Origin of the sequence: Bradyrhizobium erythrophlei, from assembly GCF_042430365.1 — a bacterium.
GTDB classification, from domain to species: domain Bacteria; phylum Pseudomonadota; class Alphaproteobacteria; order Rhizobiales; family Xanthobacteraceae; genus Bradyrhizobium; species Bradyrhizobium erythrophlei.
The window spans coordinates 23,979-40,061 of sequence record NZ_JBHMET010000247.1; the positions used below are offsets into that span (position 1 = coordinate 23,979).

At 64.3% G+C, this 16,083-nt stretch carries 14 protein-coding genes and 1 pseudogene; 9 read left to right on the top strand and 6 right to left on the bottom strand.

Annotated features, from left to right (window positions below):
- Positions 1–9: 9 nt before the first annotated feature.
- The 5 genes from ACFFWD_RS37035 (at position 10) to ACFFWD_RS37055 (ending at position 5,070) form a co-directional block, all read left to right on the top strand.
- Positions 10–1,095 carry an ABC transporter ATP-binding protein gene (locus ACFFWD_RS37035; protein ID WP_376974139.1) on the top strand — a complete coding sequence of 362 codons (1,086 nt, stop codon included), beginning with the start codon at positions 10–12 and terminating at the stop codon, positions 1,093–1,095.
- Positions 1,095–2,069 (top strand): carbohydrate ABC transporter permease, encoded by a 975-nt coding sequence (locus ACFFWD_RS37040; protein WP_376974141.1) that lies wholly within the window; start codon positions 1,095–1,097, stop codon positions 2,067–2,069. The genes ACFFWD_RS37035 and ACFFWD_RS37040 overlap by 1 nt, the downstream gene beginning before the upstream one ends.
- The gene (locus tag ACFFWD_RS37045; RefSeq protein ID WP_376974143.1) at positions 2,069–2,875 is read left to right on the top strand and encodes a carbohydrate ABC transporter permease; all 807 of its coding nucleotides are present in this window, start codon (positions 2,069–2,071) and stop codon (positions 2,873–2,875) included. Before ACFFWD_RS37040 ends, ACFFWD_RS37045 begins: the two co-directional genes overlap by 1 nt.
- A 10-nt stretch (positions 2,876–2,885) precedes the next feature.
- A complete protein-coding gene (locus tag ACFFWD_RS37050; protein ID WP_376974145.1) occupies positions 2,886–3,212 on the top strand; it encodes a DUF2160 domain-containing protein in 327 nt (108 codons plus the stop codon).
- Positions 3,213–3,327: 115 nt separating this feature from the next.
- The gene (locus ACFFWD_RS37055) at positions 3,328–5,070 is read left to right on the top strand and encodes an ABC transporter substrate-binding protein (RefSeq protein ID WP_376974252.1); all 1,743 of its coding nucleotides are present in this window, start codon (positions 3,328–3,330) and stop codon (positions 5,068–5,070) included.
- A 172-nt stretch (positions 5,071–5,242) separates the two neighbouring features.
- Here the strand turns inward: ACFFWD_RS37055 and ACFFWD_RS37060 are convergent, their stop codons facing one another.
- From ACFFWD_RS37060 to ACFFWD_RS37075, 4 genes are all read right to left on the bottom strand, one after another.
- On the bottom strand, positions 5,243–6,346 hold the full coding sequence (locus tag ACFFWD_RS37060) for an alkene reductase (RefSeq protein WP_376974147.1): 1,104 nt from the start codon (positions 6,344–6,346) through the stop codon (positions 5,243–5,245).
- A gap of 89 nt (positions 6,347–6,435) precedes the next feature.
- The gene (locus ACFFWD_RS37065; RefSeq protein WP_376974149.1) at positions 6,436–7,293 is read right to left on the bottom strand and encodes an SDR family NAD(P)-dependent oxidoreductase; all 858 of its coding nucleotides are present in this window, start codon (positions 7,291–7,293) and stop codon (positions 6,436–6,438) included.
- Between the two features lie 251 nt (positions 7,294–7,544).
- Positions 7,545–8,048 carry a DUF1993 domain-containing protein gene (locus tag ACFFWD_RS37070; RefSeq protein WP_376974151.1) on the bottom strand — a complete coding sequence of 168 codons (504 nt, stop codon included), beginning with the start codon at positions 8,046–8,048 and terminating at the stop codon, positions 7,545–7,547.
- 245 nt (positions 8,049–8,293) lie between these two features.
- Positions 8,294–9,643: a lytic murein transglycosylase gene (locus ACFFWD_RS37075; RefSeq protein ID WP_376974153.1), complete on the bottom strand. Its 1,350-nt coding sequence runs from the start codon at positions 9,641–9,643 to the stop codon at positions 8,294–8,296.
- A 179-nt stretch (positions 9,644–9,822) separates the two neighbouring features.
- On the opposite strand from ACFFWD_RS37075, the pseudogene ACFFWD_RS37080 reads away from it, so the two are divergent.
- From ACFFWD_RS37080 to ACFFWD_RS37095, 4 genes and pseudogenes are all read left to right on the top strand, one after another.
- Positions 9,823–9,993: pseudogene (locus ACFFWD_RS37080) on the top strand (hybrid sensor histidine kinase/response regulator); the annotation flags it as partial.
- A 4-nt stretch (positions 9,994–9,997) separates the two neighbouring features.
- Positions 9,998–10,474: a response regulator gene (locus ACFFWD_RS37085; protein ID WP_376974155.1), complete on the top strand. Its 477-nt coding sequence runs from the start codon at positions 9,998–10,000 to the stop codon at positions 10,472–10,474.
- 398 nt (positions 10,475–10,872) lie between these two features.
- The gene (gene htpX, locus ACFFWD_RS37090) at positions 10,873–11,808 is read left to right on the top strand and encodes a zinc metalloprotease HtpX (RefSeq protein WP_376974157.1); all 936 of its coding nucleotides are present in this window, start codon (positions 10,873–10,875) and stop codon (positions 11,806–11,808) included.
- Positions 11,809–11,923: 115 nt separating this feature from the next.
- A complete protein-coding gene (locus ACFFWD_RS37095; RefSeq protein WP_376974159.1) occupies positions 11,924–13,690 on the top strand; it encodes an adenylate/guanylate cyclase domain-containing protein in 1,767 nt (588 codons plus the stop codon).
- A gap of 56 nt (positions 13,691–13,746) precedes the next feature.
- Here ACFFWD_RS37095 and ACFFWD_RS37100 read toward each other — a convergent pair whose 3' ends face one another.
- Both ACFFWD_RS37100 and ACFFWD_RS37105 read right to left on the bottom strand, forming a co-directional pair.
- Positions 13,747–14,160: a nuclear transport factor 2 family protein gene (locus ACFFWD_RS37100; RefSeq protein ID WP_376974161.1), complete on the bottom strand. Its 414-nt coding sequence runs from the start codon at positions 14,158–14,160 to the stop codon at positions 13,747–13,749.
- Between the two features lie 139 nt (positions 14,161–14,299).
- Positions 14,300–15,886: a winged helix-turn-helix domain-containing tetratricopeptide repeat protein gene (locus tag ACFFWD_RS37105; protein WP_376974163.1), complete on the bottom strand. Its 1,587-nt coding sequence runs from the start codon at positions 15,884–15,886 to the stop codon at positions 14,300–14,302.
- Positions 15,887–16,083: the final 197 nt, after the last annotated feature.

Below are 16,083 nucleotides of genomic sequence, written 5' to 3' on the forward strand. Positions count from 1 at the left end.
AGATGCTTCATGGCCCGCATTGACCTCGTCGATCTCGCCCATTCCTACGGCGGCCACGATGCGCCGCAGGAATCCTTCGCGCTGAAGCCGGTGACCATGACCTGGCGGCAGGGCGGCGCCTACGCGCTGCTCGGGCCCTCCGGCTGTGGCAAGACCACCCTGCTCAACCTGATCTCGGGGATCGTGACGCCGTCGCGTGGCCAGATCCTGTTCGACGGTCGCGACATCACACCGCTGTCAACGCAGAGGCGCAATATCGCCCAGGTGTTCCAGTTCCCGGTGATCTACGACACGATGACGGTCGGCCAGAACCTTGCCTTCCCGCTGAAGAACCGCGGCGTGCCGAAGGCCGAGGTCGATGCGCGCGTCAAGCAGATCGCCGATCTCCTGGACCTCTCGCCCTATCTGAACCGCAAGGCGACCCGGCTGACCGCGGACGCCAAGCAGAAGATCTCGCTCGGCCGCGGCCTGGTGCGCTCCGACGTCGCCGCCGTGCTGTTCGACGAGCCGCTGACGGTGATCGATCCCGAGCTGAAATGGCAGCTCCGCTCCAAGCTCAAGGCGCTGCATCGCGAGCTCGACCTCACGATGATCTACGTCACCCACGACCAGACCGAGGCGCTGACCTTCGCCGATACCGTCGTCGTCATGCATGACGGCCGCGTGGTGCAGAGCGGCACGCCGGCCGAGCTGTTCGACAAGCCGGCGCACACCTTCGTCGGTTACTTCATCGGCTCGCCCGGCATGAACATCGTGTCGGCGGAGGTGAGCGGGCACGAGGCGCGGATCGACGGCCATGTCATCGGCCTGCATCGCAATTACGGCGTGCTGCCGGCCGGCAAGAAGATCGAGATCGGCGTGCGGCCGGAATTCGTCGATGTCGCCGCGCCCGCATCGGGCCTGCTGTCGGCGACGATCGAGCGGATCGACGATCTCGGCCGCATCCAGTTCGCGCGGGTCCGCGTCGGCGACGCCAAGTTTGCCGCGCGCGTGCCGCCGGGCTTCTCGATCTCCGGCAACACCGCCGGCCTGATCTTCGATCCCGCGCATATCCACGTCTACGCGGACAGCCTTTTGGTGGAAGGGGTCGCCTGATGGAAAAGACCATCAACCAGAAAGCCTGGTTCCTGGTGCTGCCGGTGTTCCTGGTGGTCGCGTTTTCGGCGGTCCTGCCGCTGATGACGGTGGTGAACTATTCGATGCAGGACACCTTCGGCAACAACCAGTTCTTCTGGAACGGCGTCGGCTGGTTCAAGGAACTGCTCGATCCCTCGACCGACCTCGGCGGCCGCTTCCTGGCTTCGCTTGGCCGCAACCTGTTCTTCTCCGCGGTGATCCTGGCGATCGAGGTGCCGCTCGGTATCGTGGTCGCGCTGTCGATGCCGCGCGAGGGTTGGAGCGTCGCGGCCTGCCTCGTCATCCTGGCGCTGCCGCTTCTGATTCCGTGGAACGTGGTCGGCACGATCTGGCAGATCTTCGGCCGTCCCGACATCGGCCTGCTCGGCTATGTGCTGAACCATCTCGGCATCAACTACAATTACGTCTCCAACGACGTCGACGCCTGGGTCACCGTGATCGTGATGGACGTCTGGCACTGGACCAGCCTCGTCGCGCTGCTCTGCTACGCCGGCCTGAAGTCGATTCCCGACGCCTACTACCAGGCGGCGCAGATCGACGGCGCCTCGCGCTGGGCGGTGTTCCGCGCCATCCAGCTCCCGAAGATGAACCGCGTGCTGCTGATCGCCGTGCTGCTGCGCTTCATGGACTCCTTCATGATCTACACCGAGCCGTTCGTCGTCACCGGCGGCGGCCCGGGCAACTCGACGACCTTCGTCTCGATCGAACTCGTCAAGATCGCGCTCGGCCAGTTCGACCTCGGCAAGGCCGCAGCGCTGTCGCTGGTCTACAATCTGATCATCCTGATCGTCTGCTGGGTGTTCTACACCGTGATGACCAATGCCGGCGTCGAGCGCAAGGCGGTGGCGGAGAGCGAGCCGGCGGCCGAGCCCAAACCGGTGACCGGCCTCAAGCCCGTGGGCGTGCTCAAACCGAAGGAAGGGGTGGCCTGATGCACTCGATCCCCGGCCGACGCCTCATCATGGCGCTGTTCCTGATCTTCCTCTTGTTGCCGATCTACTGGCTCGTCAACATGAGCTTCAAGACCAACGCGGAGATCGTCTCGACGATGACGCTGTGGCCGCATACGCCGACGCTACAGCACTACAAGCGCATCTTCACCGACGAGAGCTGGTATTCGGGTTACATCAATTCGCTCGAATATGTTGTCCTCAACACCATCATCTCGATCGCGGTGGCGTTGCCGGCGGCCTACGCGTTCTCGCGCTACCGCTTCCTCGGCGACAAGCATCTGTTCTTCTGGCTGCTGTCGAACCGCATGGCGCCGGCGGCGGTCTATGCGCTGCCGTTCTTCAACCTCTATTCGGCGATCGGCCTGTTCGATACGCCCTGGGCGGTCGCGCTCGCGCACTGCATCTTCAACGTGCCCTTGGCGGTCTGGATCCTCGAAGGCTTCGTGTCCGGCGTGCCGCGCGAGATCGACGAGACCGCGTTCCTCGACGGCTATTCCTTCCCGCGCTTCTTCATCAAGATCCTGGTGCCGCTGATCGCGAGCGGCATCGGCGTCGCGGCGTTCTTCTGCTTCATGTTCTCCTGGGTCGAGCTGCTGCTCGCGCGCACGCTGACCTCGGTCGCGACCAAGCCGATCGCGGCGATCATGACGCGCACGGTCTCCGCGGCCGGCATGGACTGGGGGCTGCTCGCGGCCGCCGGCGTGCTCACCATCATTCCGGGCGCGCTCGTGATCTGGTTCGTCCGCAACTATATCGCGCGCGGCTTCGCGCTCGGCCGGGTCTGAGGAGGAGCTGATGGAATCCATCGCATGGATGGCCTGGACGCTGCCGACCGCGATCTTCTTCGTTGGTCTCGCCTGCACGCTCGCGGTCATGACTTACCTCGCGGCGGTCTATCCCGAGGCCGAGCGCGTCGGCGTGCTGCGCATCCCGACGACGCGCGGCGACCGTTTGTTCATTTCGCTGGTGCTGGCCGCCGTGATCCACCTGGTGTGGATCGGCCTCGTCGGCACCGATCCGATTTTGACCCTGCCGATCGGGGAGGGCGTGGAGATTTCGAGCCTGTGGCTCGCATCACTGATTTCGCTTCTTTCAGCCGTGGCGATCTTTCGCACCGTCTGACGAAAGCGAAGAAGAGCAGATCCGGGGTCCAACCCGGGCCTGGGTTTAGTTTGTCGCTGCAACCGGAGGAATCAATATGCGACATTTGAGAAAGACCAAGGATAGTCTCCTGACGATGACCAGCGCGGTCGCGCTGATCGCGGCTTCGGTCGCTATCGCCACGCCGGCCCGGGCAGCCGACGAGGCCGTGATCCAGAAGTGGATCACCGAATTCCAGCCCTCGACGCTGTCGAAGGACGACCAGAAGAAGGAGCTCGAGTGGTTCGCAAAGGCCGCCGAACCCTTCAAGGGCATGGAAATCAACATCGTCTCGGAAACCATCACGACGCACGAATACGAGTCGCAGACGCTCGCCAAGGCGTTCTCCGAGCTCACCGGCATCAAGCTCAAGCACGACATCATCCAGGAAGGTGACGTGGTCGAGAAGCTGCAGACCCAGATGCAGTCCGGCAAGAACGTGTACGACGGCTGGATCAACGACTCCGACCTGATCGGCACGCACTTCCGCTACGGCCAGACCATCGTGCTCTCGGACTACATGACCGGCGAGGGCAAGGACGTCACCGACCCGATGCTCGACGTCAACGACTTCATCGGCAAGTCGTTCACGACCGCGCCGGACGGCAAGCTCTATCAGCTGCCCGACCAGCAGTTCGCGAACCTCTATTGGTTCCGCTACGACTGGTTCACCAACCCCGAGTACAAGGCCAAGTTCAAGGCCAAGTATGGCTACGAGCTCGGCGTGCCCGTGAACTGGTCTGCCTATGAAGACATCGCCGAGTTCTTCACCAACGACATCAAGGAGATCAACGGCGTCAAGGTCTATGGCCACATGGACTATGGCAAGAAGGATCCCTCGCTCGGCTGGCGGTTCACCGACGCCTGGCTGTCGATGGCCGGCAACGGCGACAAGGGTATCCCGAACGGCCTGCCGGTCGACGAGTGGGGCATCCGCATGGAAGGCTGCCGCCCGGTCGGCTCCTCGGTCGAGCGTGGTGGCGACACCAACGGCCCGGCTGCGGTCTACTCGATCACCAAATACCTCGAGTGGCTGAAGAAGTACGCTCCGCCGCAGGCCCAGGGCATGACCTTCTCCGAAGCAGGTCCGGTGCCGGCGCAGGGCAACATCGCCCAGCAGATGTTCTGGTACACCGCCTTCACCGCCGACATGGTGAAGCCCGGCATCGCCGTGATGAACGCGGACGGTACGCCGAAGTGGCGTATGGCTCCGTCGCCGCACGGCTCCTACTGGAAGGAAGGCATGAAGCTCGGCTACCAGGACGCCGGCTCCGTGACGCTGTTGAAGTCGACCCCGCCGGATCGCCGCAAGGCAGCCTGGCTCTATCTGCAGTTCATCATCTCGAAGTCGGTGTCGCTGAAGAAGAGCCATGTCGGCCTCACCTTCATCCGTGAGTCCGATATCTGGGACAAGTCGTTCACCGAGCGTGCGCCGAAGCTCGGCGGCCTGATCGAGTTCTACCGCTCGCCCGCGCGCGTGCAGTGGACCCCGACCGGCAACAACGTGCCCGACTATCCGAAGCTCGCGCAGCTGTGGTGGCAGAACATCGGCGATGCGTCGTCCGGTACCAAGACGCCGCAAGCCGCGATGGACGCGCTCGCCGCGGCCCAGGACTCGGTGATGGAACGTCTTGAGAAGTCCGGTGTGCAGGGCGCCTGCGGACCGAAGCTGAACAAGAAGGAAACCGCCGAATTCTGGTTCAAGAAGGCGGAGAAGGACGGCACCATCGCTCCGCAGCGCAAGCTCGCGAACGAGAAGCCGAAGGGCGAGACGATCGACTACGACACGCTGATCAAGTCGTGGCCGGCCACCCCGCCCAAGCGCGCCGAAGCGAAGTAAGGCGTACCAGCCCACGCCATCCGAGAGACGACAAAGGCCGGGAGCGATCCCGGCCTTTTTTCTGTGCCGTCATTGCGAGCGAAGCGAAGCAATCCATGCTTCCGCTTGCTGAGACATGGATTGCTTCGTCGCTTCGCTCCTCGCAATGTCGATGTCGAGAGCGGTGCCTAAGCTACTCCGCCGCTTCCGTCGCCTTCAGCGTCGGATAGTCCGTGTAGCCCTTGGCGCCGCCATCGTAGAACGTTGCCTTGTCCCAGTCGTTGAGCGGCGCGCCCTGCTTCAGGCGCTCGACCAGGTCGGGGTTGGAGATGAACGGCTTGCCGAAGGCGATCAGGTCGGCGGCGCCGGAATCCAGCATCGTGTTGGCGAGCGCGAGGTCGTAGCCATTGTTGGCCATGTAGGCCTGCTTGAAGCGCCTGCGCAGGCTCGCATAGTCGAACGGCGCGTTGTCGCGCGGGCCGCCGGTCGCGCCCTCGATGACGTGGATATAGGTCAGCTTCAGCGCGTTGAGCCCATCCACGATGTGGTCGAACAGCGGCTGGGGGTTCGAGTCCGAGACGTCGTTGGCCGGCGTCACCGGCGAGATGCGGATGCCGGTGCGGTCAGCGCCGGCTTCAGCGGCCACGGCCTTGGAGACCTCCAGCATCAGCCGCGCGCGGTTTTCGATCGATCCGCCATAGGCATCGGTGCGCTTGTTGCTGCCGTCCTTGGCGAACTGGTCGAGCAGATAGCCGTTGGCGCCGTGGATCTCGACGCCGTCGAAGCCCGCGGCCAGCGCGTTCGCGGTGCCGCGCTTGAAGTCGTCGATGATCCCGGGGATTTCAGACAGCTCGAGCGCGCGCGGCTCGGAGATGTCGGTGAAGGTACCGTTGACGAAGGTCTTGCACTTGGCGCGGATCGCTGATGGCGCCACCGGCTTGCCGCCGCCGGGCTGCAGCGCGGTGTGCGAGACGCGGCCGACATGCCAGATCTGGATGAAGATGCGCCCGCCGCGCTCATGCACGCGGTCGGTGATCTTGCGCCAGCCTTCGACCTGTTCCTTGGAATAGATGCCGGGCGTGTCCTGATAGCCCTGGCCCTGCTGCGAGACCTGGCTCGCTTCCGATATCAGGAGGCCGGCGGACGCGCGCTGGCCGTAATAGTCCGCCGCAAGCGGGCTCGGCACCATGCCGGGCGGCACCGCGCGGTTGCGCGTCAGGGGCGCCATCACCAGGCGGTTCGGCAGCGTCAGCGGGCCAAGCTTGAAGGGCTCGAAGAGTTTGGTCGATTGGCTCATGAGAGAAGTGTTCCTGGAAATGACGTATGTGGGAGAATTGTGCATTGCGGCGGCAAGCGCAATGGCCTGAGGCATTCGCGCGCCGCAGACTAGCCGCGCACGATCCCGCCCATATGGCCGGCATCGAGGAACAGCGTGTGCGCGTTCACATAGGAAGATTCATTCGAGATCAGGAACAGCGCAGCATAGGCGACCTCCCATCCGGTGCCCTGGCGGCCGAAAGGCACTGCCAGCGCCCGGTCCGGCCGTCTGCGGCTGGCGTCGCGGCCCATCGGGGTGTCCATGAAGCCGGGCGCGATCACATTGCAGCGAATGCCCTTGTCCTCGCCGGCCCGCGCGATCGCCCGCCCCAGCGCAATCTGCGCGGCCTTGGAGGATTCATAGGCCGGGTTGCGGCCGCCGGCGCGCTGGCTCGCCATCGAGGAGATCAGGATGATCGCCCCGCCCGGCGCCATCACCTCGAGCGCCTTCTGCGCGAACAGCATGTGACTGCGGACGTTGACGGCATAGTCCTTGTCCCATGCCTCCGCCGTCATCTTGGGCAGTGACAGGCCGGAGGAGATGCCGACGTTGAGCGCGAGCCCGTCGAGCCCGCCGAGCCTCTTGGCGCAGCGCTCGACCGCAGGCGCGATCGCCGCGACATCGGAGACGTCGACCACGTCGGTGAAGGCCTTGCCGCCTTCCTTCGCGATCTGCGCGACGGTGTCATCGGCCGCCTCCTTGTTGACGTCGATGCAGGCAACCGTGGCGCCCTCGCGCGCGAACAGCACGCTCATCGCGCGGCCGTTGCCAACAGGGGGATCCGCGTCGACGGTCCGGCGCTGCCCGCCACCGACCACGATGATGCGCCGGCCGTCGAGGCGGCCGTGGCTCTTCGCCAACCCCAGCGATTCCGCATGTAGCGAGGCGGAGGGATCGACGGATTTCGGCGCGTGGGTGGTGGACATGGCGTGCTCCCTGACGTCTTGTTGTTGTCAGGGAGCAGTAGCACGGGCTTGCGCGCGAGGCGACGTGTCAGCCGAAGCCTTGGCGAAGGCGGAAATCCCGCCGTGCGGGAATATGTTTGGTGGGGCTTGTCATTCCGGGGCGTCCGAAGGACGAACCCGGAATCCAGAAGTTGTGTGGCACGAGATTCCCCGATGCGCGTTTGCGCATCTGAGGTTCGATGCTGCGCATCGCTCCGGAATGACGCTTCGCGTCAGCTCACGCCGAGGAAATCGCGCTTGCCGATCTCGACGCCGTTGTGGCGCAGGATGCCGTGCGCGGTGGCGGCGTGGAAGTAGAGGTTCGGGAACGAGAACGAGGAGAGGAACTGCTGGCCCGTCATCGTGATGCTGCGGTCCGGGCCGGCCGGGAAGGTGACGTCCTTGGCGTCGGCACCGTCGAACTGCGCCGGCTTGAACGACTTCACATAGTCGATGGTCTTCGCCAGCCGCTGCTTCAATTCGCCGAAGGTCTTCTCGGTGTCGGGCATCGAGGGCACCTCGCTGTGGGTGAGCCGCGCGCAGCCCTTGGCCGCGAAATCGCTGACCAATTGCACCTGCTTCGACAGCGGCAGCATGTCCGGATAGAGCCGCGATCCCAGCAGCACCTCGGGCTGGATCTTCTTCGCCTCGCAATGCGCCTCCGCCTTGGTGAGCAGGCCGGTCAGGCTGTTGAGCATTTGCAGGTAGGCGGGGACGACGGCGTCGTAAAAGGACATGTGATGCTCTCTCGCTATGGAATTCGGATCTGCCGAATGGCGATGCTGCACATGGGGCGGCTGAGGGAAAAATACAACTGCGAAAGGGTGTAATAGTTGGTCAAATATTCTTTTGTTTCCCCGTCATCCTGAGGCGCGAGCGGAGCGAGCCTCGAAGGATGCACGGCCCGGCCGGTGGCCGTTGACCCCTCGAGACGCGCGTACCGCGCTCCTTCAGGGTGACGGGGATAGTGCGCGTATGCGCGTCACCGCATCTCCGGCGCCGCGGTGCTCGACTGCACCCGCGGCACGCCGCGCATCCGCGCCAGGAGCTCGGCGGTCGGCCAGGAATCCGCCGGCAGGCCATATTTCACCTGCATCGCCTTCACGGCGCTGCGGCTCGCCTGGCCGAGCACGCCGTCGACCGTGCCGACATTGAAGCCCGCGCGCACCAAAAGACCCTGCAGCTCCTTGATCTCGTTGAACGGCAGTTGCGTGACCGGCGCGTGAGGCCGCTGCATCGGCGGCGCGCCCGCGATACGGTTCGCAAGATAGCCTGCGGTGGTCGAATAGATCAGCGAGTTGTTCCACTCGGTATAGGCGGCGAAATTCGCGTAGGCCAGGAACGCAGGCCCGGTGCGGCCCATCGGCAACAGCAGCGAGGCCGGCATCTCGTCGTTGGCGAGCGGCTTGCCGTCAGGATAGCTCACGCCGAGCGCGGCCCATTTGTTGCGCGGCAGCTTGATCGTGAGGTCGGCTTGGTCCCAAGGGAAATTCGCGAAGTTCGCATCCTGCGGCACGCGCACTTCCTGCAGCCACGGCTCGCCGCGCCGCCACTTCAATCCATTGGCGATGTAGTTTGCGGTCGAGCCGATCACGTCGGGCCCGCTGCGCAGCAAATTGCGATGGCCGTCGCCGTCGTAGTCGACCGCGTAGTTGAAATAGTGCGTCGGCAAAAATTGCGTCTGCCCGAGCTCGCCGGCCCATGAGCCGATCATCTCGTCCGGCGTAAGGTCGCCGCGATCGATGATCTTCAGCGCCGCGATGGTCTCGTTTTGGAACATCTCCGAGCGGCGGCAATCATAGGCGAGCGACACCAGCGATTTCAGCGTCGGCAGATTGCCCATTTGGGCGCCGAAATCGCTCTCGAGTCCCCAGAACGCGGCGATCACGGCCGGCGGCACGCCGTATTCCTTCTCGGCGCGCGCAAAGGCGGCCGCGTAGGTCCGGATGTATTGCTGGCCCTGCTGCATGCGATAGGTCGCGGCCATGCGGCCGGCGAACTGGGTGAAGAGCTGGCCGAACACGCGCTGGCCGCGGTCGCGGTTGACGATGCCCTGGTCGTAGACGAGGTAAGGCGAGGATTCCGCGATCGCGCTTTGCGAGACGCCGGCTGAGACCGCCTTCTGCTTCAGCTCGGCGAGGAAGCGATCGAAGCCTTGTCCGTTGTGGCAGGATGCGGCCCGCGGCGCGGGCGCGACAGCCGGCCGCGGCGCGGCAGGTGTGGGTTTTACGGGGACAAGGAGTGGCTGTTGCGCCGATGCACCGGCCGCGAAGGCCAGCGATGCCGCCAAGGCAGCGATCATGATCGGGGTGCTCAGGGGAAAAGTGGGCATCGACGTCACCGGCCGGGAATAAAGGGAAGGACCCGTCATCCATACACCACGATAGTGCCCGGCAATAGCGGTGAACGGTGCGCTATTGAGCTTCGGCGGATGCAACACCCGCCTGTATGATCGATCGATGATTCGCCGGGCCAAAGCTGCCGGCGGATCGGTCACGCCCGGAGGGAGCCATGTGGAGTTTTCTCGAGCGTCTCTTGGACTCGTCGACCTTCTCGCCGCATGGCATCTGCCTGTTGTGGGAACCGGAGCTGATCTGGCTCCACGTCATTTCCGACGCGATTATTGCGGCATCCTACTTCTCGATTCCCTTCGCGCTTGCGATCGTGGTGTCAAAACGGCGCCACCATGATATCGCAGCCGGTCGCTGATGATCCCAGACAGCCGGAGACGCGGGGCGCGCAGGAGATCGTGCTCGTCGTCGAGGACGATAAGCTGGTGCGCTCCTATGTGCTGACCCAGATCGAGAGCCTCGGCTACACGACGCTGTCGGCGAGCAGCGGGCCCGAGGCGCTCGCGGTGCTCGACAGCAGCGCGCCGGTCGACCTCCTGTTCACCGACGTCATCATGCCGGGCGCAATGAACGGGCGCGACCTCGCCACCGCGGCGCAGAAGCGGCGGCCCTCCCTGCGCGTGCTGTTCACGTCGGGCTACACCGAGAACGCCATCGACCAGGATGGCAGGCTCGAGCATGGCATCCTGTTCCTGGCCAAGCCCTACAGCCGGGCCGAGCTCGCGCGCATGCTCCGGGTTGCGCTGCGCGAGGACGACACGGTTGCCGCGCGAAAGGTGCGCGCGGAGTCGGGAATTGCGGTGGGTGGGTGATCGCCCGGCGACGAAGATCGTAGGGTGGGCGCGGCGCGTCCGCGCCTTTGCCCACCGTCCGACGCCTGTTCGACAATTGAATCGAAATCTAACCCCGTCATTGCGAGCGAAGCGAAGCAATCCATCGCGCCGCAAGCGGAGAGATGGATTGCTTCGCCGCTGTCGCTCCTCGCAATGACGGCGGAAAGAGTGGCGTCAGTGGGCGACGCGTCCCCGCCTTTGTCCACCCTAATGAGCCAAAGAGCCGCGCCGCAGCTCGCGCTTTGCGGAAGATGACTAATCGTTAATCCTGCCCGCGGCGCCACGACGCACTGGTTCCTCTTGCGGCGCAGTGGCGCAAATCCCTACCTCAGGCACGTCGGCCATGGCAGAATTCCGGCTGGGCCTGAGGAACTACCATGAGCTATTTCCGCACCGCACTTCTGCTGGCCGGCCTCACCGCGTTGTTCATGGGCGTCGGCTATCTCATCGGCGGCGGCACCGGCGCCGTGATCGCGCTGGTGATCGCGGCTGCGACCAACCTGTTCACCTACTGGAATTCCGACCGCATGGTGCTGTCGATGTACGGCGCCCATGAGGTCGACCAGCGCTCGGAGCCGGAGCTGTATGACCTCGTCGCAGGGCTTGCGTCGCGCGCCGGCTTGCCGATGCCGCGCGTGTTTCTGATCGACGAGGCGCAGCCCAATGCGTTCGCGACCGGGCGCAATCCCGAGAATGCGGCGGTCGCCGTCACCACGGGCATCATGCAGCAGCTCAGCCGCGAGGAGCTCGCCGGCGTGATCGCGCATGAGCTCGCGCACATCAGGAATCACGACACGCTGTTGATGACGGTCACCGCGACGATCGCCGGTGCGATCTCGATGCTGGCGCAGTTCGGCATGTTCTTCGGCGGCCACCGCGACAACAACAACGGCCCCGGCATCATCGGCACGATCGCGATGATGATCCTGGCGCCGCTTGGTGCTGCGCTGGTGCAGATGGCGATCAGCCGCACCCGCGAATACGCCGCCGACAATCTCGGCGCGCGGATCTGCGGCCAGCCGATGTGGCTCGCGTCCGCACTCGCGAAGATCGAGAACGCCGCGCATCAGGTGCCGAACATGGAAGCCGAGCGCAATCCGGCGACCGCGCACATGTTCATCATCAACCCGCTGTCAGGCCACGGCGTCGACAATCTGTTCGCGACGCACCCGTCGACCGCGAACCGCATCGCCGCGCTGCAGCAGCTCGCCGCCGAGCTCGGCACGCAGGCCGCGCCGCGCCCGGCAACGACGGGCTACCCGCCGCGCAGCCCGTGGGGCGGCGCCTCAGGCCAGCGCGGGCCATGGGGGTAACGCGCGATGTGGATCGTGAAGGCCGAACCGTGCGACATTGCGTGCTTTCACCCTCGCTTCCGGATCGGCTAGACTGCGATCGGCACGCAAGGGGCGAACCACGCAAGGGGCGAACATGGACCCCACGGTCACGAGACGCCTGGTTGCAATTCTGGCGGCGGACGTCGCCGGCTACAGCCGCCTCATGGCAGCCGATGAGGAAACGACCCTGCGGACCCTCGACGGCTACCGTCGCACGATGTCGGATCTCATCACCGAACATGCCGGCCGCATTTTCGGCTCCGCCGGAGACAGCGTCATGGCGGAGTTTGGCAGTGCGGTGCAGGCCGTCCGCTCCGCGGTCGCGATCCAGCGCGCGCTCCATCGCCACAATGCCGATCTTACCGGCGAACGGCGGATGGAATTCCGGATCGGCATCAATCTCGGCGATGTGATGGTGAAGGACGACAATCTGTATGGCGATGGCGTCAATGTCGCCGCACGCCTGGAAGGCGTCGCCGATCCCGGCGGCATCTGCATCTCCGGCGCGGTGCGCGATCAGATCGATGGCAAGCTGAACTTTCCGCTTCTGCCGATCGGACAACGCTCGCTCAAGAATATCAGTCGTCCCGTCTCGATCTACTCCGTGGATTGGCGCCCTGAACACCCGGTGGCTGCGGGCGTGCTGGGCGGTGAGCTGGCACTGCCGGACAAGCCCTCAATTGCGGTGCTGCCTTTCTCGAACATGAGCGGCGATCCCGAGCAGGAATACTTCGCCGACGGCATCACGGAAGACATCATCACCGCGCTGTCCCATCATCGATGGTTCTTTGTGATCGCCCGAAATTCGACCTTTGTGTACAAGGGGCGCGCTGTCGACGCGAAGCAGGTCGCTCGCGAGCTGGGTGTTCGATATATTCTCGAAGGCAGCGTCCGGAGAGCCGGTCAGCGCGTGCGGGTGACAGGCCAGCTGATCGAAGCCGAAACCGGAAATCATCTGTGGGCCCAGCGGTTCGATCGCGACATGGCCGATATCTTCGCTATCCAGGACGAGATCACGGAGAGCGTAGTCGGCGCGATCGAGCCTGAGATGCTGCTCATCGAAGGCAAGCGAGCCTCGCGCAAGAGCGCGGGAAATCTGGACGCGTTCGATTGCTGCATGCGGGCGATGTGGCATTTCTCACAGCTCGCTCCCGAGCACCATGAGCAGGCTGCCGCCCTTCTGCAAGAGTCGATCAAGCTGGACCCGAACTTCGCCCAGGCACACATGATGCTCGCGCGCGTCCTGATCGGCCATACCATGTACGGCTGGAGCAGCGATCCAGGAAGGGAGTATCTCGAGGCTTACGCGGCTGCGGCGCGTTCAGTCGCGCTCGATGACCGCGATCCCTACACGCACTACGCCTTTTGCTGGACGAGCTTGCTGCGACTCATGCACGCGCAGGCGCTTGCGGAGGCGCAGCGTTCGATCGACCTCAACCCGAATTTTGCGCTTGGTTTCTTCGCCCTTGGCCTTGTCCGGGTCCATATCGGGCATTTCCGGGAGGCTCTCGATCCCCTGCTGCGTTGCCTCCGTCTCAATCCCAACGACCCCCAGGCCGGAAGCTTCATGAGCTACGTCGCACTGGCCCACTATCACCAGGAGAATTACGAGGAGGCGGTGCATTACTGCGAACTCGGATCTCGCGCACGCCATCTGCACCTCAGCCTCAGGACATTACTCGCGAGCCTCGGCCAGCTAGGACGCGCTGAGGAAGCTCAGGCGTTGCTGAACGAATTCAATGCGCTGCAGCCGAACGACGCCCAGCGGCTGTTCGAGATCACGACGCCCTACATCGATCTGAAGTACCGTGAGCACCTTGCAGACGGGTTACGGCGCGCGGGTGTGACCTGCTTGCGGTGATGCCGTTCGAGCCCACCAAGCAAGGTCTCGCACCCCATCATCTTCTCCACGTGCCTCTAGCTGGGCGGCGAGTCGAGGTAGACGTAAAGAGCCGCGATCTTGCCGTCCCGCGCGATGATAAAATCCACGCCGGTGTACTCGGGCGCTTCGCCTTTCGGCCCCGAGCCCCACGCCAGGCGTCCCGAATTGTGCAGGACCTGCGGCGCGCCATGCGGCGTGTAGACATAATGAGGATGCGTCGCGCGGAGATCGCCGGCGAACTTGTCCAGCGCGTCGTGGCCGACGAGAATGCCGGGCGGCGCGTACAGCACACAGTCTTCGGTGTAGAGTTCACGAATTGCGGCCCTTCGGCGCACCGGATCACCTTCGCCAAAGACATCAGGAAGATTGCGGCTGAGCAGCGTTTCGATGCCGCTCACATCTGCGCCCACGGAGGGCGGTACATTGGTCTTGCTGCTTTGCTCGTCCATCGGAAGACTCCCTTGTGCGCCCAATCAGGATGCGGTCGCCGGGACGATTGCGAAACAGCAATAATTGAAAGTCATCGTTTCTGGTTTGTGGAGTATGGGGCGCGCGCTGGTTCAAGGGCCCGATCTCCGAGAGACCGGTTCATCTCTCCGGCATCCCCGCCCCGCGCAGCCCTTCGTACAGTCTGTCGCGCAAGGCCAGGTAAGACGGATTCGCAGACGAGCGGAGCCGCTGCAGTGCGAAGATCGTTCGGGCGGATGCGCCGGTCCGCAGATACCTGGCAAATGAAGCTTTCGCCTCATCGATGCGGCCCTGTACGCCGTGGGCGGCGGCGAGGCATAGGTGAGCGAGAGGATAGCCGGGGCTCAAGCTGATGGCCTTGCCCAGCGTCTCAATTGCGCGGGCATCATCGCCGAGCTGAAATTGGACCAGGCCGATGCCGTAGTATCCGCGGAACAGAAACGGGTCGCGCGGACTGAGACGGATGAAATGGGCGAAATGCTGAAGAGCCTCCTGGCCCAGGCCTGAGAGGACCTTCGCGTTACCGAGGCCCGAGTACGCGAAGTGTAAATTCGGATTGAGCCGGATTGCCGCGCCGAACCGGTCTATGGCCTCCGGGAATTGCCCTTGCAGAGAAAGCACGACGCCCACGACATGGTGGCAGTACGCGTCAGACGGTTCAAGCTCGATCGCCTGCGCGGCCAGAGCCTCGGCCTGTCGGAGATCCTCGCGAGGCGTTTCGCTCCATAGGCTGGAGACGTTGCCTGCGAGGACGTCCGCCAACTCTGCCAGCGCCCAGGCGTCATCGGGGACGAGCCGCAGCGCGTCTTTGTAGTGCTGAATGGCCGCGGCGACGTTTGCGCGAGACATGCCGTGGAAGAGACGCGCGCGGGCGCGCATCACCAGGGCGATTGCATCCGGGTTCGCCGAACGTTCGCCGCGACGGCTCTCGGCTTCAATGAGCTGCACGTCGAGAGCGCGCGCGAGCTCGATGGCGATTGCATCTTGCAGGTCCAGCAGCTCCGACGCCTCTCGATCGAACCGGTCAGCCCACAGATGCGCACCCGTTTCGGCGTTGATCAGCTGAACACCGACCCGCACGCGCTGGCCCGCTCTTCGGACGTTGCCCTCCACCACGTAGCGAATGCCGAGTTCGCGCGCGACCCGCTTCACGTCCACCGACTTGCCCTTGAAGCTAAAGGCCGTGTTGTGCGCAATCACGAACGAGCCGGCGAGTCGCGACAGCTCCGTGGTGAGGTCTTCGGTAACGCCATCGACGAAATAATCCTGCCCGGGATCGCCGCTGAGATTGGCAAACGGCAGGACGAGAATCGACAGCGGCCTGTCGGGAAGCGCGGCGGGGGTTCCCGACGATTCCGCCGGGCCGTCCGCGACGACTCCGGTATGATCGGGGCCATTCACTTCGTGCACCGTGCCGACGAAACGAAAGCCTCTCCGCGGCAGCGTTTTGATCAGACGTTGTTCTTCGCCGGAATCGCCGATCGTGCTGCGGGCGGCGTTGAGGCGCGTGGTCAGCGCGGCGTCCGATACGATGCGTCCCTTCCAAATCGCGCTCGCGAGCTCGTCCTTGCCGACGACGCGCTCCCTGTTGCGGATCAAGTGGTCGAGCAGATCGAAAACCTGGGGCGTCGTAGGGACCGGGGCAGCCCCGCGACGGAGTTCGCGCCGGTCGGTGTCGAGAACGTAATCCTCGAAGAAATAGCGCACGGTACCATTCCCCCGGACTGCTTGCAGAATGCGAAGGACGCTCACCGTCGATGCGCAAAAGAATAGGCCGCCAGTCAGGAAAATGTAAGCCGAATGTCATGCAAACCTCCGGACGAAAAGCCCGTCGGGAGATGTCTCAATGCATACCGCGAGGTGGCGGGTCGAAGCAGGCGATGAGGGCAGAAGGGTTGCACGTC